Genomic DNA, 25,590 nt, shown 5'->3' on the forward strand with positions numbered 1-25,590 from the left:
CGTTCCCGGAGGGGCTCACGCGGCGCGCCCCGTCGCGAGGCGCAGGCGCGGATCGACCACCGAGTAGAGCAGGTCCACCGCGAGGTTGATCGTCACGAAGATCGCCGCGACGAGGAGCAGGTAGGCCGCCATGATCGGGATGTCGACGTTCTGCACCGCCTGCACGAACAGGAGGCCCATGCCGGGCCACTGGAACACCGTCTCGGTGATGATCGAGAAGGCGATGACGGAGCCGAGCTGCAGCCCCGCGATGGTGATGACCGGCACGAGCGTGTTCTTGAGCGCGTGCCCGAAATGCACCGCATGCGTGGTCAGGCCCCGGGCCCGGGCGAAGCGGATGTAGTCGGTGCGCAGCACCTCCAGCATCTCGGCCCGGACGAGGCGCATGATCAGGGTCATCTGGAACAGCCCGAGGGTGACCGAGGGCAGGATCAGGGCCTTGAGGCCCGAGAGCGTCAGGAAGCCGGTGCTCCACCAGCCCAGCCGCACCGTGTCGCCGCGCCCGTAGGAGGGCAGCCAGCCGAGCGTCACCGAGAACAGGAAGATCAGCAGGATGCCGATCAGGAAGGTCGGCAGGCTGACCCCGATCAGCGACACCGCCTGGAACAGCTTGGCGAGCGCCGTGTCCCGCCGCAGGGCGCAGTAGACGCCCATCAGGATGCCCACCGTGAGGGCGAACACGGTGGCGCAGAGGGCGAGTTCCAGCGTCGCCGGCATGCGCTCGGCGAGGAGCGCCGCCACCGGCTGGCGGAACTGGTAGGAGATGCCGAAATTGCCTCGCAGCACGTTGCCGGCGTAGCGGCCGAACTGCACCAGCGTCGGGTCGTCGAGGCCGAGGCTCCTGCGGATCTCGGCCCGCTCGGAGACCGGCGTGTCGGGCCCGACGATCTGGTTCACGGGATCGCCCGCGAAGCGGAACATCGAGAAGGCGATGAGCCCCACGACCGCGAGCACGAGGACGGATTGGACGGCGCGGCGGAGGAGAAAGGCGAGCACGCTACGCGCCTCCGCTCACGGCTGCTTCGACACCCAGTACAGCATCAGCATGTTGTCGGGGCGCTGGACCAGGTTGACCTTCTTGGAGACGCCCCAGGCGAGCGCCTGCTGGTGGAGCGGGATGTAGCCCCACTCGGCCTGAATCGTGTCGAAGGCGTCCTTGATCTCGGCGTCGCGCGCCTTCGGGTCGGTCTCGCCCTCGACCTGATCGGCCAGGGCATCGACCTTGGGGTTGCAGTAATTGCCGAGGTTCCAGCCGCCGCGGCCCGACTTGCCGTCCCCGCGGCAGCCCGTGATCTCGTAGAGGATGTTGTGGCTGTCCTGCGAGGAGGGCGTCCAGCCGACGAGGTAGAACGAGGTGTCGTAGGCGGGCGCCAGCACCTTGGCGAAGTACTTGGCCTTGGGCTGCGCGTTGAGGTTCACCTTGACGCCGATGCGGGCCAGCATCGAGACCACGGCCTGGCAGATCGCCTCGTCGTTGACGTAGCGGTCGTTCGGGCAATCCATGGTCAGGCTGAAGCCGTCCGGATAGCCGGCCTCGGTCAGGAGCGTCTTGGCCGTCTTGGCGTCGGCGGCGGGGCGCTTGAACTCGCCGGAGCGGGCGTAGAGCGAGGGGGCGATCAGGAGGGCGGAGGGCGTCGCCTGCCCGCGCATCACGCGCTTGGCGATCGTGTCCTCGTCGATGGCGAGGTAGAAGGCCCGGCGGACGCGGGGATCCTTGAACGGGTTCTTGCCCTTGACGCTCGCATCCTTCAACTCGTCCCGCCACTGGTCCATGCCGAGGAAGACCGTGCGCAGCTCGGGCCCCGCCATCACGACGGCGTTGCCGCTGGATTCCACCCGCGGCTGGTCCTGCAGCGGCACCGGGTCGATCCAGTCGACCTCGCCCGATAGGAGCGCGGCGACCCGGGTCGCGGCGTTGCCGATCGTGGTGAAGACCGCCTCGTCGAGGTTCGACTCGACCTTGCCCCAGTAGCCCGGGAACTTCTTGAACACCGTGCGCACGCCCGGCTGGTGCTCGGTGACCACGAAGGGGCCGGTGCCGTTCTCGTGGAGCGCGGCGTAGCTCGGCGCGGCGGCGCTCGCCGGCGAGGGCGCGACCGCGCCGTTCTTCTCCGCCCAGGATTTCGACATGATGTACCAGGTCGAGAACTGGTGGATCGCGATCGGATTGGGCTTCTTCAGCACCATGTCGACGGTGTGGTCGTCGACCTTCACGAACTCGGCGTCGGCCGGCACGTTCGTCTGGAAGTTCGAGCCCGCCGCCCGCACCCGGGCGGCCGAGAAGATCACGTCGTCGGCGGTGAAGGCCGAGCCGTCGTGGAACTTGACGTCCCGGCGCAGGTGGAAGCGCCAGCGGGTCGGCTCGGGCGTCTCCCAGGATTCGGCGAGCTGGGGCGCGAGGTTGAGCTCCTTGTCGCGGGTCACCAGGGATTCATAGACCGCCCCGTGCATCCCGATCGTGAAACTCTCCTTCAGCGAGTAGGGATCGAGGGACTTGATGTCCCCCTGGAAGGCGAAGCGAAAGACGTTCGCGGCTTGGGCCGGGGCGGCTGCGGCGAGGCCGAGACCCAGCGCGACACCGAAGGCGAGCAGTGCTGTCTTTCTGTGCATCCTCGTAGCATCACACCGCTTCTGCTTCATGTCCACGCATCAAGGTTCGGGAGGAATCGGAATTTGGGGAAGGCTGCGCCGGGCGCGGCGAGCGTCATGCGGGACTCGTGCCAGGGCCGGGTCCAAGCGTTACTGAATGTGAATGAGAAGATTTTTCAAATATTATGGCAATTTCATTGAATAATTATTGATTTTCCGTGTCGAAATTATTTTTTTCAGCAATTTCCGTGCAAGATTTGTTTTGTGATCAGGATCGTTTCACGGCTTTGATCTGTCCTCGCCCCCGCGCGATGGGCCGATCGAAGGCGGGATGCTGCGTTTCGCGGTCGGGCGCCCGGCGCTGCCGAACCCGCTGGAGCGGGCGCGCAGGGTCCGCCGCGCGCTTCGCCGCAGGCTTGTCCCGTCGCGCCGCGCGCGCGTTGTCCCGGCATTCGCGGGAGATGCGCATGATGGGATTGCCGGCCGACGCTTTCGCTCACCCCACCCTCCTCGGGCGGTCCCATGCCCGGGTCGAGGGCGCCGACAAGGTGACGGGGGCCGCCGTCTATGCGTCGGATCTCCGCCCGGCCGGCCTCGCCCACGCGGCGCTCGTGACCAGCACCATCCCGCGGGGACGCATCACCGGCTTCGCCCTCGAGGGCGCGCGCGCCGTTCCGGGCGTCCTGGCGATCTTCACTCATCGGGATTTCGCCGGCGCCCTCCGACCCGTGAAGCACCTGATGGCCGGCGGCTACGCCAACAGCGCTCACCTGCCCCTCGGCTCCGACGCGGTGGCGTATGCCGGGCAGATCGTGGCCCTCGTGGTGGCCGAGACCCCCGAGGCGGCCGCGGAGGCCGCGGCCCGCACCGGCGTGACCTACGCGGCCGAACCCTTCGCCGGAACCTTCGAGGCGCCCGGCGCCGAGACCGTCGCCCTCGCCGACCTCAAGGAGAAGCACGTCGATCCGGGCTGCGGCGACGCCGACGGCGCCTTCGCGACGGCCGCCTTCCGGATCGCGGCGCGCTACGAGACGCCGGTGCAGCACCACAACCCGATCGAGCTGTTCACCACCACCTGCGCCTGGGACGGGCCCCGCCTCACCGTGCACGAGCCGACCCGCTACGTCGGCGCGGTGCGGCACGGGCTCGCCGCGCAGCTCGGCCTCGACCCGGCCGATATCCGCGTCGTCGCGGGGCTGATCGGCGGGCATTTCGGCTCGAAATTCGCCCTCTCTCAGCACACCGCCCTGGTGGCGCTCGCCGCCCGGCATCTCGGGCGCCCGGTCTCCCTGGTGCCGACGCGCCGACAAGGCTTCACCATCGCCAATTATCGGCCCGAGACCCGCCACGACCTCCGACTCGGGGCCGACCGGGACGGGCGCTTCACGGCGCTCATCCACGCGGCCGAGGCGGTGACCTCGCGCTTCGACCCCTTCGCGATGGAGGGCACGGACGTCACCGCGAGCCTCTATGCCTGCCCCAACGTGCGCACGCACGAGCGGGCCGTGCGCGTCGACCGCAACACGCCGGGGCCGATGCGGGCGCCCCTGGAGGTGCCCTACCTGTTCGCCCTGGAAAGCGCCGTCGACGAGATGGCGAGCGCGCTCGGGCTCGATCCGATCGCGCTGCGGCGGCGCAACGACACCCTGACGGACCCGATCTCCGGCAAGCCGTTCTCGTCGCGGCCGCTGATGCGCTGCTTCGATGCGGGCGCGGAGGCCTTCGGCTGGTCGCGGCGCGCGCCCGAGCCCGGCACGATGCGGGACGGCCCCTGGCGGGTCGGCCTCGGCTGCGCCGCCTCGGTGCGCCCCGTGAAGATCTCGCCCGCCACCCTGCGGCTGGCGCTGGCGCCGAACGGCACCGCCACGGTGGAGACGGCCCACCATGAGATCGGCAACGGCATCACGACGCTGCTCGCCATGGCGGCGGCCGAGTGGCTCGGAATCCCGATCGAGGCCGTGGCGATCCGCCTCGGGGACACCGCGCTGCCGCCGGCCGGCCTGTCGGGCGGGTCCTCCACCACCACGAGCCTGCTGCACACCCTGGCCCTCGGCTGCGAGACCCTGCGGACGAGGCTGGCCCTCGCTTGCACCGCGCCGGACGGGCCGCTCGCGGGGGCAGAGGCCGGATCCCTGCGCCTCGAGGCCGGATCGATCCGGGCGGCGGACGGCCGCGCTGTCCCGATCGCGGCCGCCATCGCGCGCCTGGACCCGGGCGAGGCCGAGACCCTCGCGGCGTTCGTGCCCGCGGGCGCCGGCCCGGAATCCCTCGCGGCGATCCGGGGCGGCCGGATGGCGCTCGCGAGCGGTGGCCAAGCGCTATCCTGGGCCTTCGGAGCCCAGTTCGCGCAGGTGCACGTCCATGCGGAGACCGGGGAGATCCGGGTGCCGCGCCTCCTCGGCGCCTTCGCGGCGGGGCGGATCCTCAACCCGCTGACGGCCCGCAGCCAGCTCACCGGCGGGATGATCTGGGGCCTCGGCTCGGCGCTCCTCGAGGAGACTGTGCTCGAGCGCGGAGCCTACCGCAACCCGGATCTCGCCGAGTACCTCGTCGCCACCGCGGCCGATGCGCCGGGGGTCGAGGCCCTGTTCGTGGACGATCCCGATACCGGCGTGAACCCGCTCGGGCTGAAGGGCTTGGGCGAACTCGGCATCATCGGCGTCAACGCCGCCATCGCCAACGCGGTCTTCCACGCCACCGGCCGGCGCCACCGGCGCCTGCCGATCCGCATCGAGGCCGTGCTCTGACGCCCGATGCGTCCTATCGCGGCGCGTTCTGCCCCACCGCAACCCAGACCGCATCGCCGACGACGCGCACCGGGTAGGTGCGCAGGCGGCGGAAGGACCAGCCCGGGGAGACCGCCCCGTCCGCGAGCGCGAACGAGGCCCGGTGGTGCGGGCAGAGCAGCCGGCCGCCCGCGCAGCGCCCCTGCGCGAGGTCGGCGCCCTCGTGCGGGCAGGCCCGCTCGACGGCGTAGACCCGGCCGCCGTCCCGCACCAGGAGGAGGCCCCGCCCGGCAACCCGGACGGGAACGATCGATCCGGCCGCGAACGCGCTCAGCGCGGCGACGCGGGTCCAGATGATCGCCCCGGCCTCGTCCGCGGGGGCCGGGTCCGGCGCCTGGGTGGATTCGTGCACGCGACCCTAGCCGCCCAGATACGCTTCCCGGACATGCGGGTCGGCGATCAGCGCCGCCCCGGAGCCCGCGCGCACGATGCGGCCGGTCTCCAGCAGGTAGGCGTGGTCGCAGAGTTCGAGGGCCGCGAACGCGTTCTGCTCCACGAGGAGCACGGTGGTGCCGGCGTCGCAGATCGTGCGGATCACCGAGAACATCCGCTCCACGATGTTCGGGGCAAGGCCCAGGGAGGGCTCGTCGAACAGCACGAGCTTGGGGCGCGACATCAGCGCCCGGCCGATCGCCAGCATCTGCTGCTCGCCCCCCGACAGGGTGCCGGCCGCCTGGTGGCGGCGCTCGGCGAGGCGCGGGAACTCGCCGTAGACATGGGCGAGGTCGGCGGCGATGCCGGCGCCGTCGCGGCGGCGATAGGCGCCGAGCGCGAGATTCTCGGCGACGCTCATCTGCGGAAAGACCCGCCGCCCCTCGGGGCAATGGGCGATGCCGTGGCCGAGCACCCGGCGCGGCTCGGCCCCGGTGATGTCGCGGCCCTCGAAGGTGATGGTGCCGGAGCGGGGCGGCACCAGCCCGGAGATCGCCCGCAGGGTCGTCGACTTGCCGGCCCCGTTGGCGCCGACCAGCGCCACGAGTTGGCCGGCCTCGACCCGGATCGAGAGGCCCTTGAGGGCCGTGACGTGGCCGTAGCCGCAGACGAGGTCCCGGATCTCAAGCATGGCTCGCCTCCGCGACGGCGGTTTCCGGGGTGGCCGGCACCGGCATTGGGGCCGGCACGGGAGTCGGCACCGAGGCCGCCCGCATGGCGGCCTCGCGCGCGGCGCTGCCCTGGCCCAGATAGGCCTCGATCACCGCCGGGTCGCTGCGGATTTCCGCCGGTGCGCCCTGCGCGATGAGGCGGCCGTAATTCAGGACGGCGATGCGGTCGGAGACCTCCATCACCATCGGCATGTCGTGCTCGACGAGCAGGATCGTGACGCCGCGCGCGCGGATCGCGCGGATCAGGCGCACGAAGACCCGGGTCTCGGAGGCGTTCATGCCGGAGACCGGCTCGTCGAGGAGCAGCATCGCGGGCTCGGTGGCGAGCGCCAGCGCGACCCCGACGAGGCGCTGCTCGCCGTAGGCGAGGGCGCCGGCCTTCTCGTCGGCCCGCGCGGTCAGGCCGACCCGGTCGAGGAGGTCGCGCGCCTCGGCGCGCAGGCGCCGCTCCGCGGCGCGGTCGCGGCCCAGCAGGGTGTCGACGAGGCGGGAGCGGGTGCGGCGGTGCAGGCCGATCATCACGTTGTCGAAGACGGTGTCGTCCGGGAAGACGCTGGTGCGCTGGAAGGTGCGGGACAGGCCGAGCCGCACGATCTCGTGGGGCTGAAGGCCGGTCAGCGCCGTGCCGCGGAAGCGCACGACCCCCTGGCTCGGCCGGAGGAAGCCCGTCATCACGTTGAAGGCCGTGGTCTTTCCGGCCCCGTTCGGGCCGATCAGGCTGACGATCTCGCCGGGACGCACGTCGAAATGCAGGTCCGCGATGGCGACGAGGCCGCCGAAGCGCACCCCCACATGCTCGACCGAGAGGATCGGGGATTCGGGCGCGGACGACGTCATGAACGAACCTCCACCGGCTGGATGGCGGACCCCGTCGGGGCCTCCCCGCGGCGGCGGGGCGTGAGGAGCCCGGCCAGTCCCGGCACGAGGCCGCGGGGCATCACGAACAGGATGGCGATGAGGACGAGGCCGAAGACGATCCACTGGGCCTCGGGCGCCATCACGGGGCGCAGGGCGACGGGGAGGAGCCCGAAGACGAGGCCGCCGACCACCGGGCCCATCAGGGTGCCCTTGCCGCCGCCCACCACCATGATCACCATGGTGACGGTGGTGGCGAACAGGAACACGTCGGGGTCGATGATGCGCAGGTAATGCGCGTAGAGGCTGCCCGCCGCCCCCGCCATCGCGGCCGAGATCACCGCCGCCACCGTGAGGGTGCGGGTGGCGTTGATCCCCACCGAGAGCGCCAGGGACTCGTTCTCCTTGAGGCCCCGCATGGCGCGGCCGAAGCGCGAGCCGACGAGGCGGGCGATCATGAGGTAGCAGAGCGTGCCGACCGCGAGCACGAGGTAGTAGTTCTGCACCTTGGTGCGCAGGGTCCAGCTGCCGAGCCCCGGCAGGCCGAGGGTGAGGGCCGGGATGCCGGTGAGCGCCAGCGGGCCCTGGGTCAGCTCCACCCAGTTGAGGGCCACGAGCCGCACCACCTCCGCGAAGGAAATCGTCACGATGACGAAATAGGCGCCGCGCACCCGGAAGGAGAGCCGCCCGATCAGCCAGCCGCAGAGGCCCGCCGCGACGACGGCCAGGAGGAAGCCGAGGGCAGCCGGCCAGGGCTCGTGCACGACCCGGATGCCGAAGCCGAGCTCCACCTCGAAGCCGAGGCTCGTCAGGGCGCTGACATAGGCGCCGATGCCGAAGAAGGCGATGTGGCCGAGGCTGAGCTGCCCGGTGAAGCCGAGGAGCAGGTTGAGGCTCATGGCCCCGATGGTGAGGATGCCCGTCGTGATCAGGGCGTTGAGCAGGTAGGGGTTGGCGTCGAGCCCGAGCGGCAGGAGGGCCAGCCCGGCGAGCAGGGCGAGGGGGAGGAGCCGGGTCATCCGATGCGCTCCGCCCGGGCGAACAGGCCGGTCGGCCGGAACACCAGCACCGCGATGATGATGAGGAAGCCCATCGCGTCCCGGTAGCCCGAGGAGATGTAGCCGGCGCCGAGTTCCTCCGCGAGCGCCAGGATGAAGCCGCCGATCGCCGCCCCCGTGATGTTGCCGAGCCCGCCCAGGATCACGATCGCGAAGGCCTTCAGCTCGGCCAGGCCCCCCATCTGCGGGAACACCACGTAGACGGGCCCCAGGAGCGCGCCGGCGGCGGCCGCGAGGCTCGAGCCGATCGCGAAGGTGGCGGTGTAGATCAGCCGCACGTTGACGCCCATCAGGGCCGCCGTGTCGTGGTCCTGGAACGTCGCCCGCATGGCGAGCCCGAGCCGGGTCCGGTTGATCAGCGCGTAGGTGAGGCCGATCAGCGCCAGAGCCGCCCCGAGCACGAACAGGCGCAGCCACGAGACCGAGACCGGCCCGAGATGGAGCGGCGCGTCTGGGAACGGCGTCGGGACCGATTTGGCGACGCCCCCGAAGATCCAGAGCGTGCCCGATTGCAGCACGATGCCGGCCCCGATCATCACCAGCATGGTGGTGTCGATGTCCGAGCCCCGCAGGGGGCGCAGGAGCACGAACTCGATCACGGCCCCGAGGAGAAGCCCTCCCAGGATCGCGGCGGGCAGGGCCAGGAAGAAGCCGAGCCCGAGCGCCGTCACGGCGAGATACATCAGGTAGGCGCCCATCGTGTAGAGGGCGCCGTGGGTGAAGTTCACGACGTTCATGATCCCGAAGATCAGGGTCAGCCCGATCCCCAGGAGGGCGTAGGTGCCCCCGAGGATCAGGGTGTTGACGAGGTGCTGGAGCAGCTGGTCCATGCGGCGCGCGCTCGCTCATCCGGAGGAGGGAGCCGGCCGCGCCGGGCTGGCGCGGCCGGACGTCACGGTCGGTCTCAGAGCTCGGGCATCACCACCCGGCCGCTCTCGATCCGGATCAGGTAGACGTCGGGCTTGCTCTGGCCGCTCTCGCGCCCGGCCGGGCCGGACTTGGCGAAGCGGATCTGGCCATTGAGCCCGGTGAAATCGACGGCCCAGAAGGCGGCCTTGATCTGGGCGGCCTCCGTGGAGCCCGCCTTCGCGATGGCCTGCGCGATGGTGCGGATGCCGTCGTAGCCGCGGAAGCTCTCGGTGACCCCGGCGAACTGGAAGCCGCGCTTCTTCCACTCCTCGATGAAGTAGGTGGTCGCCTTCGGGTTCGGGGTCCGGTCCGGGTACCAGGGCAGGAAGGTGGTGAGGTGCAGGGTGCCGTCGGCGGCCCCGCCGGCCTGGGCGATGATCTGGTCGGGGTTCTGCGAGCCGCCGGTGGTGATGATCCGCTTCTTCAGGCCGAGCGCCGACATCTGCTTGAACAGCAGCGTCAGCTGGTCGACGGCGGCCGTGATCATGATGGTGTCGGCGTCGGAGCCCTTCAGCTTCGAGAGCTGGGCGCTCATGTCCTGCGCGCCCTGGTCCATGGTCTCGACGAGCCCGACCGCGACGCCCTTGTCCTTGAGCATCTTGGTGAAATCCGCCGCGGCGCCCCGGCCCCAATCGTTGTTGATGACGATGAAATCGACCTTCTTCAGGCCGATCTTCCCGACCATCGGGGCGAAGGCTTCTGCCTCCAGGGCCGAGGGGGGCGAGATGCGGAAGACGTAGGGATTGCCCGTGGTGGTGATCTTGCCCGACGAGGATGTCTCGACCAGCATCGGGGTCTCGTAATCGGCGAGCTTGGGCATCACCGCGAGGGTCAGGCTGGAGCCCCAGGCCCCCATCATCACCGGGGTCTTGTCGCTGGTGATCAGCTTCTCGGCGACCGCGGCCGCCTCGGTCGGGTTGCTCTTGTTGTCCTCGATGACGAGCTCGATCTTGCGGCCGAGCACGCCGCCCTGGGCGTTGATCTCGTCGGCGGCGATCTTGGCGCCGTTGACCACGTAGGTGCCCGAGGCCGCGAAGGGGCCGGTCAGCGGCTCGTTGACGCCGATCCGGATCGGGCCGGCTCCGCTGGCTCCGGCATCGGCGCGGGCCGGCCCGGAGGCCAGCGTCAGCGCCAGCGCGAGCGAGGACATCATCGCCGGGTACAAAGTGGGCTTGCGCATCTGGGTCGTCTCCGGGGCCTGGAACGGGGCAGAGGAAGCGGGGATCGGGGAAGCGGGGATCGGGGAAGCGGGGATCGGGGATCGGGAGGGCGGGTGTCAGCTGCGCCCGCGCCAGGCGGCCCAGCGGGCGCGCAGCAGGTCGAGGAGGAGGCGCAGGGGGTTGAGACCGGGCGCGGCCTCGGGCGCCGGCTTGCCGGCGAGGCGCGCCTCGAGGTTGCGGGCGAATTCGGCGGTGAGGCGGCCGGCGAGGTCGCGCACGAGGCCGGGGCGGCCGAACTGGGCGAGCGGGCCCTTCAGGGTGTAGCCGACCGCGAGTTCGACCTTGGCCGTGCCGGGGACCGTGCCGGGGCCGACCCGGTAGCGGATCTCGCCCTCGGTGGTGGAGCGCCCGCCCGCGTCGCTGCCGGCGCCCAGGATGCGGCCGGAGCGGGCGGCCTCGTCCCGCTCGATGCGGGCGCGGCCCCGGAACAGGGCGCTGATCGGGCCGATCCGGACCTCGAGGCCGCCCTCGACCCGGTCCGAGGAGGGGGCGCCGCTCAGCACGGCGCCGGGCAGGCAGGCCGCCACCGCCGCGACGTCGCCGAACAGGGCGAAGACGGCCTCGGGCGGGTGCGACACGCTGAAATCCTGCGCGAAGCTCTGGGCGGGCCGGAAATCCGGCGCGATCTCGGCCCGGACAGGGGCGGCCGCCGGCGCGCTGGCCTGCACAGGCTGGGCGAGCGGCGTGCGCGCCGCGGCCGTGGCGGCCGTGCCGATCCGGGCGCCGACCGGGCCGAGACCACGCTTGTCACCGCCCCGCTCGTCGCCGCGCTCGCCCCCCTGCCCTCCGGCCGGGATGCCGCGGGCGCGCCGGTCCGCGATGACGCCGCGCACCGCCCGCACGATGCCGACATAGCCGGTGCAGCGGCAGAGATTGCCCGAGAGCCCGGCGCGGATGCGCCGCTCGTCCGGCTCGGGCAGGCGCAGGACGAGGTCGCGGGCGGCCACCAGCATGCCGGGGGTGCAGTAGCCGCACTGGAGGGCGTGCTCGCGGTTGAAGGCGGCGCGGAGCTCCCCCGCGATCTCGTCGTCGTCGAGCCCCTCGATCGTGGTCACGCTGGCGCCCTCGCAGGCCCCCGCGAAGGTGAGGCAGGCCCGCGCCGGCTCGCCGTCGAGGAGGATCGTGCAGGCGCCGCAGATTCCGTGCTCGCAGCCGAGATGCGTGCCGGTGAGATCGAGGCTGTCCCGAACGAGGTCGCCCAGATGCGTGCGCGGCTCGACGCGGGCGCGGATCTGGCGGCCGTTCACCGTCAGCCCCACGGGCATCCTCTGGTCGCGGCTCGGGTCGGCCATCAGCGCGCTCATGCGGCCTCGATCAGGCGTTGGGAGGTGACGGGGGCGGGATGCGCGGCGGGCCGGGCGGCCTGCGCCACGGCGCGGGCCAGCACGGTGACGTGGACGTGCCGGTCGACCGGGTCGGCCATGCCGGCGGAGCGGAGCGCGGCGTCGGCGGCGGCGGCGTCGAAGCGCCCGGCGAAATCCGCCCCGATCCGGCCGCCGAAGAGCGGGCGGGCATCGGCGAAGAGCAGCGGCGCCCGCTCGATCGCCCCGATCACGGCGCGGCCCGTGCCCGCGCCGGGCTCGAGGCGCACCGCCCCGATCGCGTGGGCGAACTCGCCGAGCTTGGCGCAGTGCTTGACGTAGCCCCAGGCGGCCGAGGGCGGCAGGGCGGGGATCCGCACGGCGGCCAGGATCTCGCCGGGCTCGAGCGCCACGTCGAGGGCGCCGGTGACGAAATCCTCCAGGGCGAGGCGGCGGCGCCCGGACCGGCCCGCGATCTCGACCTCGGCGCCCAGGGCCGTCAAGGCCGTGACCCAGTCGGCGGCGGGGTCGGCGTGGACGAGGCTGCCCCCGACCGTGCCGCGGTTGCGCACCGGCCGGTAGGCGATGGCCGAGGCGACCCGCGCCATGGCGCCGCCGGTCACGTCCGGCACCCGCCCGTCCTCGATATCCGCGTGCGTGACGCAGGCCCCGAGCACCAGGCTGTCCCCGTCGAGGCGCGCCTGGCGCAGCTCCGGGATGCCCGTGATGTCGATCACGAGTCCCGGCTCGACGAGGCGCAGGTTCAGCATCGGGCCGAGCGACTGCCCGCCGGCGATCAGCTTCACCGCACCCTCGACCTCTGCGAGGCGGTCGAGGAGCGCGGCGAGGTCGCGGGGGCGCTCGAAGGCGAAGGGGGCGGGCTTCATGCGGCCTCCCGCTTCACGGCGCCGGCCTTGTCCGCCGTGCCTGACGCGCGCGCGGCCAGCACCGCCTCGACGATGCGGCGCGGGCTCACGGGGGAATGCCGCATCTCGACGCCGAGCGGCCGCAGGGCGTCGTTGATGGCGTTGGCGATGGCGGCCGGCGGCGCGATGGCACCGCCCTCCCCGATCCCCTTCACGCCGAACTGCGTGTAGGGCGAGGGCGTCTCCATGTGCTCGATGCGGGGCTCCGGCACCTCGGCGGCGCCGGGCAGGAGGTAGTCGGCGAAGGTCGAGGCCAGCGGCTGGCCGCGCCCGTCGAAGGTCATCTCCTCGTAGAGCGCCGTGCCGATCCCCTGCGCGAGGCCGCCATAGATCTGCCCGTCGACCACGAGGGGGTTCACCAGGACGCCCCCATCCTCGACAATGCAGTAATCGAGGATCTCGACCGCCCCGAGATCGGGGTCGACGGCGACGAGCGCGGCGTGCGCCGCGTACGAGAAGGTGCCGGAATCGCGCTGCGGCTTGTAGCCGGCCGTGACCTCGAGGCCCCCCGGATCCACGTCCGGCGCGAGGTCCTGCGGGCGCCGGTACCAGGTGCGGGCGATCTCGGAGAGCGAGACGTCGCCGGCCGGGCCGATCACCCGGCCCGCCTCGAAGCGGCAGGCGGCGGGATCGACCTGGAGCAGGTGGGCGCCGATCCGCAGCGCCCGGTCGCGCAGGGCGTTGCAGGCGGCCGCGACCGCGCCGCCGGCCATCACCATCACGCGCGAGCCCCAGGAGCCCGTCGAGTAGGGGGTCATCGCGGTGTCGCCGTGGACGAGGCGGGTGCGCGCCACCGGCACGCCGAGGATCTCGTGGGCGACCTGGGCGAGCGTCGTCTCCAGCCCCTGCCCGTGCGAGTGGGCGCCGATCCGCAATTCGAGGCCGCCATCGGGGGTGAGCCGGGCGCCGGCCTGCTCGTGGCCCGGCACCATCGGGATGCCCCAGCCGGAATAGACCGAGGTGCCGTGCGCGGCCTGCTCGCAATAGATCGAGAGGCCGAGGCCGATCCGGCGCCCGTCCGGCTCCCCGGCCTGCTGGCGGGCGCGCAAAGCCGCGACGTCGATGGCCGCGAGCACCCGGGCCAGCGCCTGCGGGTAGTCGCCGCTGTCGAAATGCTTGTTCGTGATGTTGTCGAAGGGCATCCGCTCCGGGCGCACGAGGTTTTTCTCACGCACGATCCAGGGTTCGAGGCCGGCCTCGGCCGCGACGGCGTCGAGGACGAGTTCGAGGGCGAAGCAGACGCCCGTGCGGGCGACCCCGCGATAGGGCAGGATCGGGCATTTGTTCGTCGCCACCGACCAGGTGCGGCAGCGATAGGACGGGAAATCGTAGGGGCCGGGCAGGATGCTGGCCACCTGCGCGGCCTCCAGGCAGGCCGAGAACGGGTAGGCCGAGTAGGCGCCGGAATCGACGGTCGCCTCGCAATCGATGCCGCGCAGGCGCCCGTCGCGCTCGGCATAGGCCGTGATGCGGTAATGGTGCTCGCGGCAATTGGCGTTGGCGGTGAGGTGCTCGCGCCGGTCCTCGAGCCAGCGCACCGGGTGGCCGCAGCGGAGCGCCAGCCAGCCGAGGCAGATCTCCTCGGCGAGCAGGATCGCCTTGTAGCCGAAGCCGCCCCCGACATCGGGCGAGACGATGCGGATGCGGCCCTGCTCGATCCGCAGGCATTCCGAGAGGCCGTTGCGCACGATGTGCGGCATCTGGCTCGCGGTGTGGACCACGAGCTGGTCGAGGCGGTGATCGAGATGGACGACCGTGCCGCGCCCCTCGATCGGCGCCATGCATTGGCGGCCGGTGGAGATCGTGCGCGTGACCCGGATCGGGGCGTCGAGGGCGGCCCCGATGTTCACGTCGACGAGGGTTTCCAGGAAGACGTTGTCCCCCCAATGCTCGTGCACGAGGGCGGAGCCCGGCGTGCGGGCCGCCAGCATGTCGTGGACGGCCGGCAGCTCCTCGAGGTCGAGAACGATCGAGGCCGCGATGTCCTCGGCCTCGGCCCGGCTCGGGGCGAGGCAGAAGGCCACGAGCTCGCCCACCTGCCGGACCTTGCCGGTGGCCAGGACCGGCTGCTCCGAGACCTTGAAGCCGGGCAGGCCCGAGACCGCCCGGATCGGCTCGACGCCGTCGAGATCGGCCGCGGTGAAGACGCGGTCGCGGTAGGCCTCCGGCACGTGGATCGCCCGGATGCGGGCATGGGCGAGGGGGCTGCGCACGAAGGCGACGTCCTGCAGGCCGGGCAGGCGGAGGTCGCCGACATATTGGCCGCGCCCGCGCATCAGGCGGTCGTCCTCCTTGCGGGGCAGGCGCGCGCCGACGCCCTCGGCGAGGACGCCGTCCGGCGGAATCGTGTCGCTCATCGGGAAGCCCCTTCGAGGAGATCGCGGGCGGCGCGCACGAGGAGGCCGTCGGGCCGCAGGAACGCGTTGAGGATCGAGAAGTGGTCGGCGCCCGCCACCGGCAGCAGGGCGCCCGGGGCATGCGCGGCGCTGCGGAGCGCGTGGAGGTTGCGCGCATCGTGGACGAGGGCGGGCAACTCGCCGCTGCCGTAGGCGATCGTCATGGGCTTTTGCACGACCGGAAGCCGCAGGGGCGAGAGCCCGGCGATCTCCGCGTCGGTCAGGTTCAGCGCCTCGTTCAGGACGGTCTCGCGGATCGGGGCGAGGTCGTAGACGCCCGAGATCGCCAGCACCCCGCTCACGGAGGCGTGGCCGAGATGGAGCGCGGCGAGCTGTGCGCCGGCCGACCAGCCGGAGAGGATGACGGGTCCGTCGATCCCGCGCGCGGGGCCGTGCGCGGCGAGCCAGTCGAGGGCGGCGCCGATCTCGGCGACGATACCGGCGAGGCGCGCCTCGGGCGCCAGGGTGTAGCCCGGCATCGCCACCGACCAGCCGGCGGTGTTCAGCCCCGCCGCGAAGCAGGCAAAGTCAGCCCGCGCGTTGCGCTGCCAGTAGCCGCCATGGACGAAGACGAGGCAGGGGGCGGATGGGTCCGCCGCCGGATAGAGATCGAAGGCGGTGCGCGCGCCCGCCGCGTAGGGGATATCGAGGCCGCTCGCGTGCGCAGCCCAGTAGGCGGCCGAGGCCGCGTTGCGGGCCGCGATCTGGGTGGCGCTGTCCGGGACGGCGGCGTTGTTGTCGTAGCAGGCGCCCCGCGCCGCGTGGTCGAGTTCGGCCCAGGCGGCCCGCGGGTCGGCGGGCCCGGGAGCGCCGAGGACGAAGCCCGACGCGGCGGAGGGAGCCGTCCCGGACGCCATCAGGCCGCGATCGCCTGCGGCAGGATCGGCGAATCGGCGTCGAAGCGCCGGCCGGCCCGCAGGCAGAAGGCCGGGCGCAGCAGCCGGTCCGCGATCACCCGCGTGTCCTCGTTGTCGCGCAGGAGGAAGCGGCCGCGATCGTCGTGCAGCACCGAGACGTCGGCGGCGAAGCCCGGCGTCAGCGCGCCGATCCGGTCGGAGAGCCCCAGCATCGCGGCCGGGTGCGAGGTCACCATCGGGACCACCTGTTCGAGGGGGATCCCGAGGGCCATCATCGAGCTCATCGCCTGGGTCAGGCTGAAGCGCGCCTGGCCGAGGAAGGGGTGGTTCTCGTCGTCGTGGTGCTCGTCGGGCGTGCCGGCGGGCTGGGGCACCTCGGTGTTGTAGCCGTGCATGTCGGCCCCCAGCGTGTAGGGGATCACCCCGGCGGGCAGCGAGGCGCGGGCGACCCGGTAGGAGAAGTGGCTGCCGTGCCCGACATCGACCTTGAGGCCCGCATCCATGGCGGCCCGGATGATGGGGTGGACCACGCCCTCTTCGTTGATGAAGCCGCCCGGATGCCGGGTGAAGGGGTGGGCCAGCACGTCGCCGGGGCGCAGGAGCGGGATCACCCGCTCCATGATGGTGTCGGCGTCCTCCCCGTTGGCGCCGCTCTCGGGCAGGCCCCAGAGCTGGCCGAAATGCACGTAGAGGGGCAGGTCGGAGCGCCGGCTGATCTCGGCGGCCATCTCCATCACCTTGATGCCCCAGCGGGCGAAGCCCCCGATCTCCGCGTGGCCCTTGATGCCGCGCACGAGATCCCGGTTCTCGATGGCCGACTTCACCGTCGCGTCGACGTCGACCCCGTCCGGGCTGTAGAGGTTCGGGTAGAAATGACCCTCCAGGCCCCCGACCAGATAGGCGGACAGGAAGGCGTAGACCCGCGTCTCCGAGGCCTCGGCGATGAAGCGGCGGAAGCCCGGCAGGGTCATGCAGGACGGGCCGCCCTGGTCCACCACCGTGGTCACGCCGGAGCGCACGCCCACCATGTCGGGGTTCAGGCCGAAGCGGCCGGTGACGTATTGGTAGACATGCGCGTGGGTGTCGATCAGGCCGGGCAGAACGAGCTTGCCCGCGACATCGACCACCTCGGCGGCGGCCGAGGGCAGGATGGTCTGCGCAACCGCGGCGATGCGCCCGTCGCGCACCGCGACATCCCTGACGCCGTCGATCCCGGAGGCCGGGCAGATCACGCGCCCACCGCGCAGGAGCAGGTCGTACCGGGTGTCGTCCATCTCAGCACCTCATCGGACGGGAGCCGCGGCGCGCCGCCCCACGATCCCGTGATTAAAAGCGAAGTATGCTTCGCATCTCCCTAAGCATGTGGCATGCCAAGCGAGTTCGACGCTCTGCGCGGAGGCCGGCGATGGATGATGGGCTCGACGGGCTGAGCGAGCGGGACGGGGTGGCCGCCAAACAGGCAGGCCTGCCTGCCGATGCGGCAGGGGCGCCGCCCTGGCCCCTCTCCGAACGGCCCGGCTTCCTTGCGCGCCGGCTGCACCAGATCCACGTCAGCCTGTTCGCGGAGCTCTGTGCCGAATTCCGCATCACGCCGCTGCAATACAGCCTGCTCTCGCGGCTGGCGGAGATCGGCGAGGCCGACCAGACCACCCTGGCGAACGCCGTGGCCCTCGACCGGACGACGACGACCGGGGCCCTGAAGCGCCTGGCCGCGCGGGGCTATATCCGCCGGGCGACCTCGGTCTCGGACCGCCGGGCGCAGCAATGCGGCCTGACGCCGGAGGGCCGCGCGCTCCACGCCGCGATGGAGGCCGGCGCTCGGGCGGCGCACGAGGCCACCGTCTCGGCCCTGTCGCCGGCCGAGCAGGCGATGCTGGTGCGGCTGATGAAAAAGATCACCGCCGTCCACGCCCAGCGGCTCGGCGCGCCCGACCTCCTGGCGTGATGTTTTCGCGCGCGGCGCTGGTTTCGCGTGTTTGCGATCTCGCTGGCCCGCGACTCACCATTTCGCGCCCCGCCGCGCCGAGGTTTGGCTCACCACCGCGGGCGGCATCGCCGACCACGTGGCGCGGATGGACCGCCCGGCCTGAGCCCGAGCCTGAGCCCGAGCCTTGGCCCGGCGCTCAGGGGCGCCGGGCGAGATCCGCGAGCAGGCTCGAGGCGACCACCGCCTTCGAGACCGTGAGGCCGGAGGCCGCGATGGCCTCGACCGCGCCGCGGATGCGGGCGAGCGCGGGCCCCCGCGCGGCGCTCCAGGCCGCGACCGCCTCGGCGCCGGCGCCGACATCCCCCACCACCTCGGCGGTCAGCCCGCGATGGGCCGTGGAGATGCCCGCCACCGCCCGCTCGAGGGCGATGTGGTCGAAGGTGTCGCTCACCGGCACCTGGCGGGCCTCGGCCGCGAGGTCGTCGAGCCGGAAGGCGTGCTCGATGGCGAAGTGGGTCGCGGCGATCTCCGGCACCGAGTGGCCGTCGGTCTCGGCGATGCGCACGATGTCGGGGGCCGAGACCAGCGCCTTGAGCGAGGCGAGGCGCCGGGCCGGCTCCTCGGCCATGCCCTGGTCGACGAGGGCGGCGCGGCGGGCCTCGATGGAGGCGAGCGCCTCCGGATCGAGGATGCGCGGCAGCGCCTCCAGCACCGCCGCGATGCCCTCGCGGTAGCGGGCGACGGTGGGCGCGATGCCCCCGGTCAGGTCGAGGTTGCGGATGAACCAGACGATGCGGTTCTGCAGCAGGTCCTGCACCTCGGCGTAGAGGCCGAGCTGCGCCTGGCCGGGCATGCGCCGGTCCGGCATCGCCGCGTCGAGGGCGTCGATGGCCTGGTTCAGCTCCATCAGCCCGAAGGCGTCGCGGGTCACCGCGTAGGCCCGGGCGATGGTGGCGGCATCCGCCCCCGTCTCGTCCATCAGCCGGGTCACGAGGGTGGGCCCGCCCCGGTTGACGATGATGTTCGAGAGCGCGGTCGCGATGATCTCCCGGCGCAGGCGATGCCCCTTCACGGCGTCGGGGAATTGCCGCTTGAGCGCCTGCGGGAAGTAGCGCTGCAGCTCGCGGTCGAAATAGGGATCGTCCGGCACCGGGCTCGCCAGGATGGCGTCGTAGAGCGAGAGCTTGGCATAGGCCAGGAGCACCGCGTATTCCGGCCGGGTCAGGCCCTCGCCGCGGCGCAGGCGCTCGCCCAGCGTCGCGTCGTCGGGCAGGAACTCGACGGCGCGGTCGAGCCGCCCCTCCGCCTCGAGCGCCTGCATCACCCGCATGGCGAAGCCCGTCTCGGCGGTGCCGCGGCGCAGCGCCAGGGAGAGGGCGAGGGTCTGGAGCTCGTTGTTGCGCAGGACGAGGGCGGCGACCTCGTCGGTCATCGAGACCAGGAGCGCGTTGCGCGCCGTCTCGCCGAGGCGGCCGTCGCGCTCCGGGATCATCAGGGCGATCTTGATGTTCACCTCGACGTCGGAGGTGTTGACGCCCGCCGAGTTGTCGATGGCGTCGGTGTTGAGCCGGATGCCGGCGCGGGCGGCCTCGATGCGCCCGCGCTGGGTCAGGCCGAGATTGGCGCCCTCCCCCACGACCTTGGCGCGCAGCATCGCGCCGGTGATGCGCACCGCGTCGTTGGCCCGGTCGCCCGCCTCCTCGTCGCTCTCGGAGGAGGCGCGCACGTAGGTGCCGATGCCGCCGAACCAGAGCAGGTCGACCGGCGCCCGCAGGATCGCCTGCATCACCTCGGCCGGGCTCGCCTCCGCCGCGCTGATGCCCAGAGCCGCCCGGATCTCGGGCGAGAGCGGGATCGTCTTCAGGCTGCGCGAGAACACGCCGCCGCCCGGCGCGATCAGGCTGGTGTCGTAATCGCCCCAGCTCGACCGGCCGAGGCCGAACAGGCGCCGGCGCTCGGCAAAGCTCGCGGCCGGGTCCGGGTCGGGATCGAGGAAGATGTCGCGGTGGTCGAAGGCCGCCACGAGCTTGAGGCTCTGCGACAGGAGCATGCCGTTGCCGAACACGTCGCCCGACATGTCGCCGACGCCCACCACCGTGACGGGGTCGCGCTGCACGTCCACGTCGATCTCGCGGAAATGCCGCTTCACCGCCTCCCAGGCGCCCCGCGCGGTGATGCCCATGCCCTTGTGGTCGTAGCCCTGGCTGCCCCCCGACGCGAAGGCGTCGCCGAGCCAGTGGCCCTTCTCCAGGGAAAGGCCGTTGGCGATGTCCGAGAAGGTCGCCGTGCCCTTGTCGGCGGCGACCACCAGGTAGGCGTCGTCCGGGTCGTGCCGGACCGTGTCGGGCGGGGGCAGGATGGCGTCGCCCACGATGTTGTCGGTGAGCTCGAGCAGCGTGCGGATGAAGAGCTTGTAGCTCTCGGTGCCCTCCGCGAGCCAGGCGGCGCGCTCGGAGGCCGGCGGCAGGCGCTTGGGGAAGAACCCGCCCTTGGCGCCGACCGGCACGATCACGGCGTTCTTGACCTGCTGCGCCTTGACGAGGCCCAGGATCTCGGTGCGAAAATCCTCCGGCCGGTCGGACCAGCGCAGGCCCCCGCGCGCGACGTAGCCGTAGCGCAAGTGCAGGCCCTCGACGCGGGGGGCGTAGACGAAGATCTCGAAGAAGGGCCGCGGCAGGGGCATGCCGGAGACCTGGGCGCAGGCGAACTTGAACGAGATCGTCTCGCGCGGGTGCCCCTCGGCGTCGCGCTGGTAGAAGTTGGTGCGGATCGCCGCCTCGACGAGGTTCACGAAGCGGCGCAGGATCCGGTCCTCGTCGAGGCTCGTGACTGCGGCCAAAGCGGTCTCGATCTCGGCGCGGATCGCGGCCTGCGCGGCCTCGCGGTCGCCCTCGGCCGCCGGGTCGAAGCGGGCCCGGAACAGGGCGGCGATGCGGGCGGCGAGCGCCCCGTGGCGGCTCAGCGTCGCGGCGAGGTAATCCTGGCCGTAGCGGATGCGCAGCTGGCGCAGGTAGCGCCCGAGCGCCCGCATCAGGGCGGTGTCGCGCCAGTCGAGCCCGGCCTCCAGGATCAGGCGGTTGTAGCCGTCGGATTCGGCCCGCCCCTCCGACAGGGCGAAGAGCGCCGCCTCCAGGGGCTTCTCGGCGCGGGCGAGGTCGATCGGCGCGCCGGTGGCGCGCTCCAGGAGCATGTCGTGCAGCCAGACCCAGGTCTCGGCGGCCCCGAGCTCGATCCGGTAGGTGCGCTCGTTGATGACCCGGAAGCCGAGATTCTCCAGCGCCGGCACCCGCTCGGAGAGCGGCAGCGCGGCGCCCCGGGTGAAGACCTTGAGGCGAACCTGCGCGTCCCGGTCGGTGTCGCGCCGGTCGAGGTCGACCGCGCGGGGAGCGGCCTCGCTCAGGCGCTCCAGGATGGCGATGTCGCGCACCGCCGCCTCGGGGGTGAAGGTCTCCCGGTAGCCCACCGAGAAGGCGTCCGCGTAGCGCCCCGCCAGGGCCCGGGCGCTCTGGCCCGGAAGGGTCTCGGAGAGCGCCTCGCGCAGGCCGTCGCCCCAGGTCTGGACGATGCGCGCGACGCCGGCCTCCAGGGCCGTCGGGTCGCGCTCCTGCCGGCCCTTGCCGGCGAAGCCGATGATGAAGTGGGTGCGCGCCAGCGGGCCCTCGGGGAAGGCCGGGTAGGCGGCCGAGAGGCGCCCGCCATATTCCTCCGCCAGATAGGCGCCGATGCGGGCCCGCACGCCAGAGTCGTAGCGGTCCTTCGGCACGTAGACGAGGAGCGAGACGAAGCGGCCGAACCGGTCCGGCCGCGACAGCACGCGGATGCGCGGCCGGTCGGCGAGGTTCATGATCGCGAGGGCGAAGCGGTGGAGCCGGTCGACGTCGATCTGGAAGAGATCGTCGCGCGGGTAGGTTTCCAGCACGTCGATCAGGGTGCGCCCGGCATGGCTCGTCGGGTCGAGGCCGGCGCGGTCGACGACCTCCGCCACCTTGCCGCGCAGGTAGGGCACCTCGCGCGCCGGGCTCGAATAGGCGGTGGCGGCGAACAGGCCGACGATGCGCATCTCCCCCGAGAGCGCCCCGGCGGCGGTGTAGAGCTTGACCTCGATGTAATCGAGATGGGTCGGCCGGTGGACGCGGGCGCGGGCGCTCGCCTTGGTGACGATGAGCGCCTGGGGCCCCTGCAGGAAGGCGGCGATCTCGGGCGTCATGTCGACGAAGCTGCGCCCGAGGCGGAGCACCTCCACCTTCGGGTCGCGCAGGAGCCCGAGGGCGGTGTCGCCCACGATCGGGTGCGATTGCCCGTCGAGGCCGTGCGCGCGCATCCCGAGAAGCGTGAAGTGCCCGTCGCGCAGCCATTCGAGGAAGGCGAGCGCCTCGCGCGCCTCGGCGGCGGGGAGCGGCGGCGGCGCGGCGCGATAGGCCTCGATGATCGCGTCGAGGAGCCCCTGCATCGCCTCGGCATCGTCGGTCGCGACGGCGACGTCGGTGTAGACCCGGGTCAGGCCCTCGATGAGGCGCGCCCGCGCCTCCGCGCCGTCGAGCCGGTCGAGGTGGATGTGCAGGAAGCTCTCGCGCCGGAAGGCGCCCTGGGCATCCGCCGTTGTCTCGCCGACCACCCGGGTGAGCGTGCCCTCCGCGTCGCGCTCCACCCCGAAGATCGGGTGCGCCACGAGGAGCGGGGCCAGACCCTGGTTCGCCAGCTCCGCCAGGGTCGAATCGAGCAGGAAGGGCCGGTTGTCGTTGATCACTTCGAGGATCGTGAGGTCGCGGGGGCGTCCGCCGGGCCCGGCCCCCTCCGCCGCGACGTCGCGCAGCCGCAGATCCGCCTCGGCATGGGGGCCGCGCGGGGCCGAGAGGTCGTGCCGCGCCGCGATCGCCAGCTCGGCCAGCGTCTCGGGGGAATAGGGGGCGAGATCCTCGGGCAGGACGCGCCCGTACAGGTCCCGGACGAAGCCGCCCGGATGCCCCCGCTCCTCGACGAGGGCGGCCGCGGCCTCGATCAGCCCGGTGCGCGCCGCTTTCCCTTCCGGGGAGGTCAGGGCCGTTGCCGCTTCAACCGTCATCGCCGATCTCCTGTCGCGGGGGGCTGCCGGCCTCGCAGCGTAGCAGCATCTCTGCCGGCTTGGCAGATTGCCGTGACGGAACGCCGACACCGGACTGGCCCGCGCCCGGCCACCGGTGCGGGAACGGGGGCGCCGGCGCGCGAAGACCCTCCGCTACGCCTGCGCCCCTCATTCCCCTCGCGGCCCGTGCGAGCTGCGCGGGGGATGACGATCAGAGATCAGATTCGGGTGAGGTGGAAAAGCCCGCGCCCCGCCGGCGTGGCCCGAGGCGCGGCATTCGGGTGACAGGCGCGGCCTGCCGTCATCGCGGGGCGGCCCGATCCGCGCCGGCGGCCGGAGCCCGCGCCCGGCGCCGTTCGTCTGGGATCGTACGCAGCGCCGGTGAAATCTTTCGGAGTAGTCCCAATGAAGCTAGCCTCCGGATTGCTGATTTGCAGGGGGCAATGATGGCAACATGGTCGGGACTGCTTCGCTTGGCGCAAGCTTGGTATCGCGGCGATCTGACGATCCTGCCTGAGGGCATGGTCATCACCCACGCGCAGACCGATCGATTTCATCCCTCGACCCATTGCCCGACAGCGCGCGAGCTGATCGGGATGGCGCGTTCTTCGCGCAGACTTGCATCCCGCCTTTAGACCTGTTTTTCCGATCGCGTCGTCATCGGGAACCGCTCCAAGTCCTTGGTGTGACGCGCCTTGATGGGACGCGCGTCCTGGCGCCGAACCGGTCTCCACATCGGCTCGGCGTGCTCTCGGGCCGCCCTTCCCGGGCCCCGCCGATCGTCCCCGCACGCGCGCTCTCCTGCGCATTCCCGCTCCGCGCCAAGGACCTGCCGCCCCCGCAACCGGGTTATGCTGCCGGGCCGTCCGGAAGGGGAAGGAGCTTGCGGGAAGCATGGCGGAACTCGTCTACACGCGTCTGCAGGACCATCCGCGCGAGACCTACTTCGCCACGAGCGGGGCCCTCATCGTCGGGCGGATCGACTGCATCTGCCCGGATCCGCCGCCGGCGGAGCAATGGGGCTGGGGCATGAGCCTCGATATCGGGGCGCTGCCCTTCCGCCGCGGCGGGGTCGCCCCCTCGCGGGAGGGGGCCGCGGCGGCCCTCGGGGAGGCCTGGGCGCAGTGGAAGGCCTGGGCGGGCCTGCGCGATATCGAGGCGATCAGCCCCTGAGGCGCCCGCGCGCGGCATGGCCGCTTCCTGACCGCCGTCACATGGCCGCCTCACATGGCCGCCTCAGCCCGGCCGCGCCTTGGCGCCGTAGCGGCGCGTCCACTCGCGCAGGATGCGGGCGCGGTTGGCCGCCTCCCAGGCGCGGTCGTTGCGGATCATCCGCGCCTCCGCGTGGGGCGGGTAGATCGAGAGCGGGCTCGACACGTCCGGATAGGCGACGACCGCGAAGCTGCGCGCGTAGATCTCGTTGGCCTCGCGCGAGGCCGCCCAGTCGACGACGCGCCGGGCGAGGTCGGGATGGGGCGTCGTCCGCAGGATGGCGATCGCCTCCTGCTCCCAGCCGACGCCGTCGACCGGCACGATGACGTCGACGGGGGCCCCGTTCGCCTTCTCGGTGGCCGCCCGCATGTCGAAGGAGAGGCCCGCGATGACCTCGCCCCGCGCGGCGGCGTGGCAGGGCGCCGAGCCGGAGGGCAGGTAGGCCGAGACGTTCCGGTCGAGGGCGTCCATGTAGGCCCAGCCGGCCGCCTCGCCCATGCTCTGCAGCCAGCCGGCCACGAGGAGGAAGCCCGTCCCCGACAGGTTCGGGTTCGGCATCGCGACCTGCCCCTTGAGCCCGGGCGTCAGCAATTCCCGCCAGAGTTGCGGAGGCAGCAACCCCGCCGCGGCGGCCCGGCCGCTGTTGAAGCAGATCGCCCCCAGATAGGCGTCCATGCCGGTCCAGGCATAGGGCGGCGTCGGATCCCGGAAGAACGCGCGGAGCTGCGCGGCGCCCGGCGGTTCGTAGGCGGCCAGGAGCCCCGCCTGCTTGAGGATGACGAGGCTGGAGGCCGCGAGCCCGAAGACGATGTCGGCCTGCGGCCGTTCCGCCTCGGCGAGGAGCCGGTCGGTGATGACGCCCGTCGAGCCCCGGATCCACAGGGGCTCGACCTCCGGCAGGGCGCGGCGCAGCCCCGCATCGATCCAGGCGATCTGCTCGGTCTCGATCGCCGTGTAGATCGTGATCGGGGTGCGCTCGCCGGCCGCCCCGGCGCCGGCCCAGGCCATCTCGGCCGCGGAGATGATCCAGGCCAGGGCGCATAGGAGGCCGCGAAGCCGTCGCCCTCCCTCCATTCCGCCGGTCATCGGACGCGCCTCCGCCCGGAGCCCCGCGCGGGCGGCGCTCCCCGGGCTGGCTAGCAGAAATCCCCGGGCCTTCCTAAGCCCAGGCGCGGTTCGCCGGAAGCCTGCCGCAGGCCTGCTACACGCCTGCCGGACATCCGCTGGAGCGTGACGACGCTTGGCCCGAACATCGCGTCCCGGTCGTTCGGGTGCCCTGGCGCACGGGATACCGGGGCGCGCGCGCTAGGTTCGTTCAGGAAGTGCCCGTAGCCTCGGCGGGTCGGGGGACGCATCAAGGTGCCGCGATGACGCTTCGCTCGCTCGTCT

18 protein-coding genes are annotated in these 25,590 nt (G+C 72.3%); 3 read left to right on the plus strand and 15 right to left on the minus strand.

Features of this window, described 5'->3' with window-relative positions:
• Positions 1 to 15 precede the first annotated feature (15 nt).
• Positions 16 to 996 carry an ABC transporter permease gene (locus tag F6X53_RS08850; RefSeq protein WP_150999601.1) on the minus strand — a complete coding sequence of 327 codons (981 nt, stop codon included), beginning with the start codon at positions 994 to 996 and terminating at the stop codon, positions 16 to 18.
• 15 nt (positions 997 to 1,011) lie between these two features.
• Entirely contained in the window at positions 1,012 to 2,610 is a 1,599-nt protein-coding gene (locus F6X53_RS08855) for an ABC transporter substrate-binding protein (RefSeq protein WP_150999603.1), read from the minus strand.
• Positions 2,611 to 3,056: 446 nt separating this feature from the next.
• On the opposite strand from F6X53_RS08855, the gene F6X53_RS08860 reads away from it, so the two are divergent.
• On the plus strand, positions 3,057 to 5,336 hold the full coding sequence (locus tag F6X53_RS08860; protein ID WP_238296690.1) for a xanthine dehydrogenase family protein molybdopterin-binding subunit: 2,280 nt from the start codon (positions 3,057 to 3,059) through the stop codon (positions 5,334 to 5,336).
• Positions 5,337 to 5,349: 13 nt separating this feature from the next.
• Here the strand turns inward: F6X53_RS08860 and F6X53_RS08865 are convergent, their stop codons facing one another.
• From F6X53_RS08865 to F6X53_RS08915, 11 genes are all read right to left on the minus strand, one after another.
• Positions 5,350 to 5,727, minus strand: a complete 378-nt coding sequence (locus F6X53_RS08865) for a Rieske (2Fe-2S) protein (protein WP_373875914.1) — start codon at positions 5,725 to 5,727, stop codon at positions 5,350 to 5,352.
• Between the two features lie 6 nt (positions 5,728 to 5,733).
• On the minus strand, positions 5,734 to 6,438 hold the full coding sequence (locus F6X53_RS08870) for an ABC transporter ATP-binding protein (protein ID WP_150999605.1): 705 nt from the start codon (positions 6,436 to 6,438) through the stop codon (positions 5,734 to 5,736).
• Complete coding sequence (locus F6X53_RS08875; protein ID WP_150999607.1) at positions 6,431 to 7,315, minus strand: ABC transporter ATP-binding protein; 885 nt, start codon at positions 7,313 to 7,315, stop codon at positions 6,431 to 6,433. The genes F6X53_RS08870 and F6X53_RS08875 overlap by 8 nt, the downstream gene beginning before the upstream one ends.
• A complete protein-coding gene (locus tag F6X53_RS08880) occupies positions 7,312 to 8,352 on the minus strand; it encodes a branched-chain amino acid ABC transporter permease (RefSeq protein ID WP_150999609.1) in 1,041 nt (346 codons plus the stop codon). The genes F6X53_RS08875 and F6X53_RS08880 overlap by 4 nt, the downstream gene beginning before the upstream one ends.
• Positions 8,349 to 9,221: a branched-chain amino acid ABC transporter permease gene (locus F6X53_RS08885; protein ID WP_150999611.1), complete on the minus strand. Its 873-nt coding sequence runs from the start codon at positions 9,219 to 9,221 to the stop codon at positions 8,349 to 8,351. Before F6X53_RS08885 ends, F6X53_RS08880 begins: the two co-directional genes overlap by 4 nt.
• 74 nt (positions 9,222 to 9,295) lie before the next feature.
• On the minus strand, positions 9,296 to 10,453 hold the full coding sequence (locus tag F6X53_RS08890; RefSeq protein ID WP_191970767.1) for an ABC transporter substrate-binding protein: 1,158 nt from the start codon (positions 10,451 to 10,453) through the stop codon (positions 9,296 to 9,298).
• 123 nt (positions 10,454 to 10,576) lie between these two features.
• On the minus strand, positions 10,577 to 11,824 hold the full coding sequence (locus F6X53_RS08895) for a xanthine dehydrogenase family Fe-S subunit (RefSeq protein ID WP_150999614.1): 1,248 nt from the start codon (positions 11,822 to 11,824) through the stop codon (positions 10,577 to 10,579).
• Positions 11,821 to 12,708: an FAD binding domain-containing protein gene (locus F6X53_RS08900; protein ID WP_150999616.1), complete on the minus strand. Its 888-nt coding sequence runs from the start codon at positions 12,706 to 12,708 to the stop codon at positions 11,821 to 11,823. The genes F6X53_RS08895 and F6X53_RS08900 overlap by 4 nt, the downstream gene beginning before the upstream one ends.
• Positions 12,705 to 15,104, minus strand: a complete 2,400-nt coding sequence (locus F6X53_RS08905; RefSeq protein ID WP_150999618.1) for a xanthine dehydrogenase family protein molybdopterin-binding subunit — start codon at positions 15,102 to 15,104, stop codon at positions 12,705 to 12,707. The genes F6X53_RS08900 and F6X53_RS08905 overlap by 4 nt, the downstream gene beginning before the upstream one ends.
• The gene (locus tag F6X53_RS08910; RefSeq protein WP_150999620.1) at positions 15,101 to 16,000 is read right to left on the minus strand and encodes an alpha/beta hydrolase; all 900 of its coding nucleotides are present in this window, start codon (positions 15,998 to 16,000) and stop codon (positions 15,101 to 15,103) included. The genes F6X53_RS08905 and F6X53_RS08910 overlap by 4 nt, the downstream gene beginning before the upstream one ends.
• Entirely contained in the window at positions 16,000 to 17,274 is a 1,275-nt protein-coding gene (locus tag F6X53_RS08915) for an amidohydrolase/deacetylase family metallohydrolase (protein WP_150999622.1), read from the minus strand. The genes F6X53_RS08910 and F6X53_RS08915 overlap by 1 nt, the downstream gene beginning before the upstream one ends.
• 131 nt (positions 17,275 to 17,405) lie before the next feature.
• Here F6X53_RS08915 and F6X53_RS08920 point away from each other — a divergent pair, with 131 nt between their 5' ends.
• The gene (locus F6X53_RS08920; protein ID WP_150999623.1) at positions 17,406 to 17,945 is read left to right on the plus strand and encodes a MarR family winged helix-turn-helix transcriptional regulator; all 540 of its coding nucleotides are present in this window, start codon (positions 17,406 to 17,408) and stop codon (positions 17,943 to 17,945) included.
• A 178-nt stretch (positions 17,946 to 18,123) separates the two neighbouring features.
• Here F6X53_RS08920 and F6X53_RS08925 read toward each other — a convergent pair whose 3' ends face one another.
• Positions 18,124 to 22,989, minus strand: coding sequence for an NAD-glutamate dehydrogenase (locus F6X53_RS08925; RefSeq protein ID WP_150999625.1), 4,866 nt, complete (start codon positions 22,987 to 22,989; stop codon positions 18,124 to 18,126).
• Positions 22,990 to 23,883: 894 nt separating this feature from the next.
• Here F6X53_RS08925 and F6X53_RS08930 point away from each other — a divergent pair.
• The gene (locus F6X53_RS08930) at positions 23,884 to 24,162 is read left to right on the plus strand and encodes a hypothetical protein (RefSeq protein ID WP_150999627.1); all 279 of its coding nucleotides are present in this window, start codon (positions 23,884 to 23,886) and stop codon (positions 24,160 to 24,162) included.
• 63 nt (positions 24,163 to 24,225) lie between these two features.
• Here F6X53_RS08930 and F6X53_RS08935 read toward each other — a convergent pair whose 3' ends face one another.
• On the minus strand, positions 24,226 to 25,287 hold the full coding sequence (locus F6X53_RS08935; RefSeq protein WP_238296441.1) for an extracellular solute-binding protein: 1,062 nt from the start codon (positions 25,285 to 25,287) through the stop codon (positions 24,226 to 24,228).
• Between the last annotated feature and the right edge of the window lie 303 nt (positions 25,288 to 25,590).

Source organism: Methylobacterium soli, from assembly GCF_008806385.1.
In the GTDB taxonomy this organism is placed as follows: domain Bacteria; phylum Pseudomonadota; class Alphaproteobacteria; order Rhizobiales; family Beijerinckiaceae; genus Methylobacterium; species Methylobacterium soli.

Coding starts and splice junctions, on each gene's coding strand:
- F6X53_RS08855 (WP_150999603.1), bottom strand. CDS start 2,610: ATGCACAGAAAGACAGCACTGCTCGCCTTCGGTGTCGCGCTGGGTCTC.
- F6X53_RS08860 (WP_238296690.1), top strand. CDS start 3,057: ATGATGGGATTGCCGGCCGACGCTTTCGCTCACCCCACCCTCCTCGGG.
- F6X53_RS08870 (WP_150999605.1), bottom strand. CDS start 6,438: ATGCTTGAGATCCGGGACCTCGTCTGCGGCTACGGCCACGTCACGGCC.
- F6X53_RS08875 (WP_150999607.1), bottom strand. CDS start 7,315: ATGACGTCGTCCGCGCCCGAATCCCCGATCCTCTCGGTCGAGCATGTG.
- F6X53_RS08880 (WP_150999609.1), bottom strand. CDS start 8,352: ATGACCCGGCTCCTCCCCCTCGCCCTGCTCGCCGGGCTGGCCCTCCTG.
- F6X53_RS08885 (WP_150999611.1), bottom strand. CDS start 9,221: ATGGACCAGCTGCTCCAGCACCTCGTCAACACCCTGATCCTCGGGGGC.
- F6X53_RS08890 (WP_191970767.1), bottom strand. CDS start 10,453: ATGATGTCCTCGCTCGCGCTGGCGCTGACGCTGGCCTCCGGGCCGGCC.
- F6X53_RS08895 (WP_150999614.1), bottom strand. CDS start 11,824: ATGAGCGCGCTGATGGCCGACCCGAGCCGCGACCAGAGGATGCCCGTG.
- F6X53_RS08900 (WP_150999616.1), bottom strand. CDS start 12,708: ATGAAGCCCGCCCCCTTCGCCTTCGAGCGCCCCCGCGACCTCGCCGCG.
- F6X53_RS08905 (WP_150999618.1), bottom strand. CDS start 15,104: ATGAGCGACACGATTCCGCCGGACGGCGTCCTCGCCGAGGGCGTCGGC.
- F6X53_RS08910 (WP_150999620.1), bottom strand. CDS start 16,000: ATGGCGTCCGGGACGGCTCCCTCCGCCGCGTCGGGCTTCGTCCTCGGC.
- F6X53_RS08915 (WP_150999622.1), bottom strand. CDS start 17,274: ATGGACGACACCCGGTACGACCTGCTCCTGCGCGGTGGGCGCGTGATC.
- F6X53_RS08920 (WP_150999623.1), top strand. CDS start 17,406: ATGGATGATGGGCTCGACGGGCTGAGCGAGCGGGACGGGGTGGCCGCC.
- F6X53_RS08925 (WP_150999625.1), bottom strand. CDS start 22,989: ATGACGGTTGAAGCGGCAACGGCCCTGACCTCCCCGGAAGGGAAAGCG.
- F6X53_RS08930 (WP_150999627.1), top strand. CDS start 23,884: ATGGCGGAACTCGTCTACACGCGTCTGCAGGACCATCCGCGCGAGACC.
- F6X53_RS08935 (WP_238296441.1), bottom strand. CDS start 25,287: ATGACCGGCGGAATGGAGGGAGGGCGACGGCTTCGCGGCCTCCTATGC.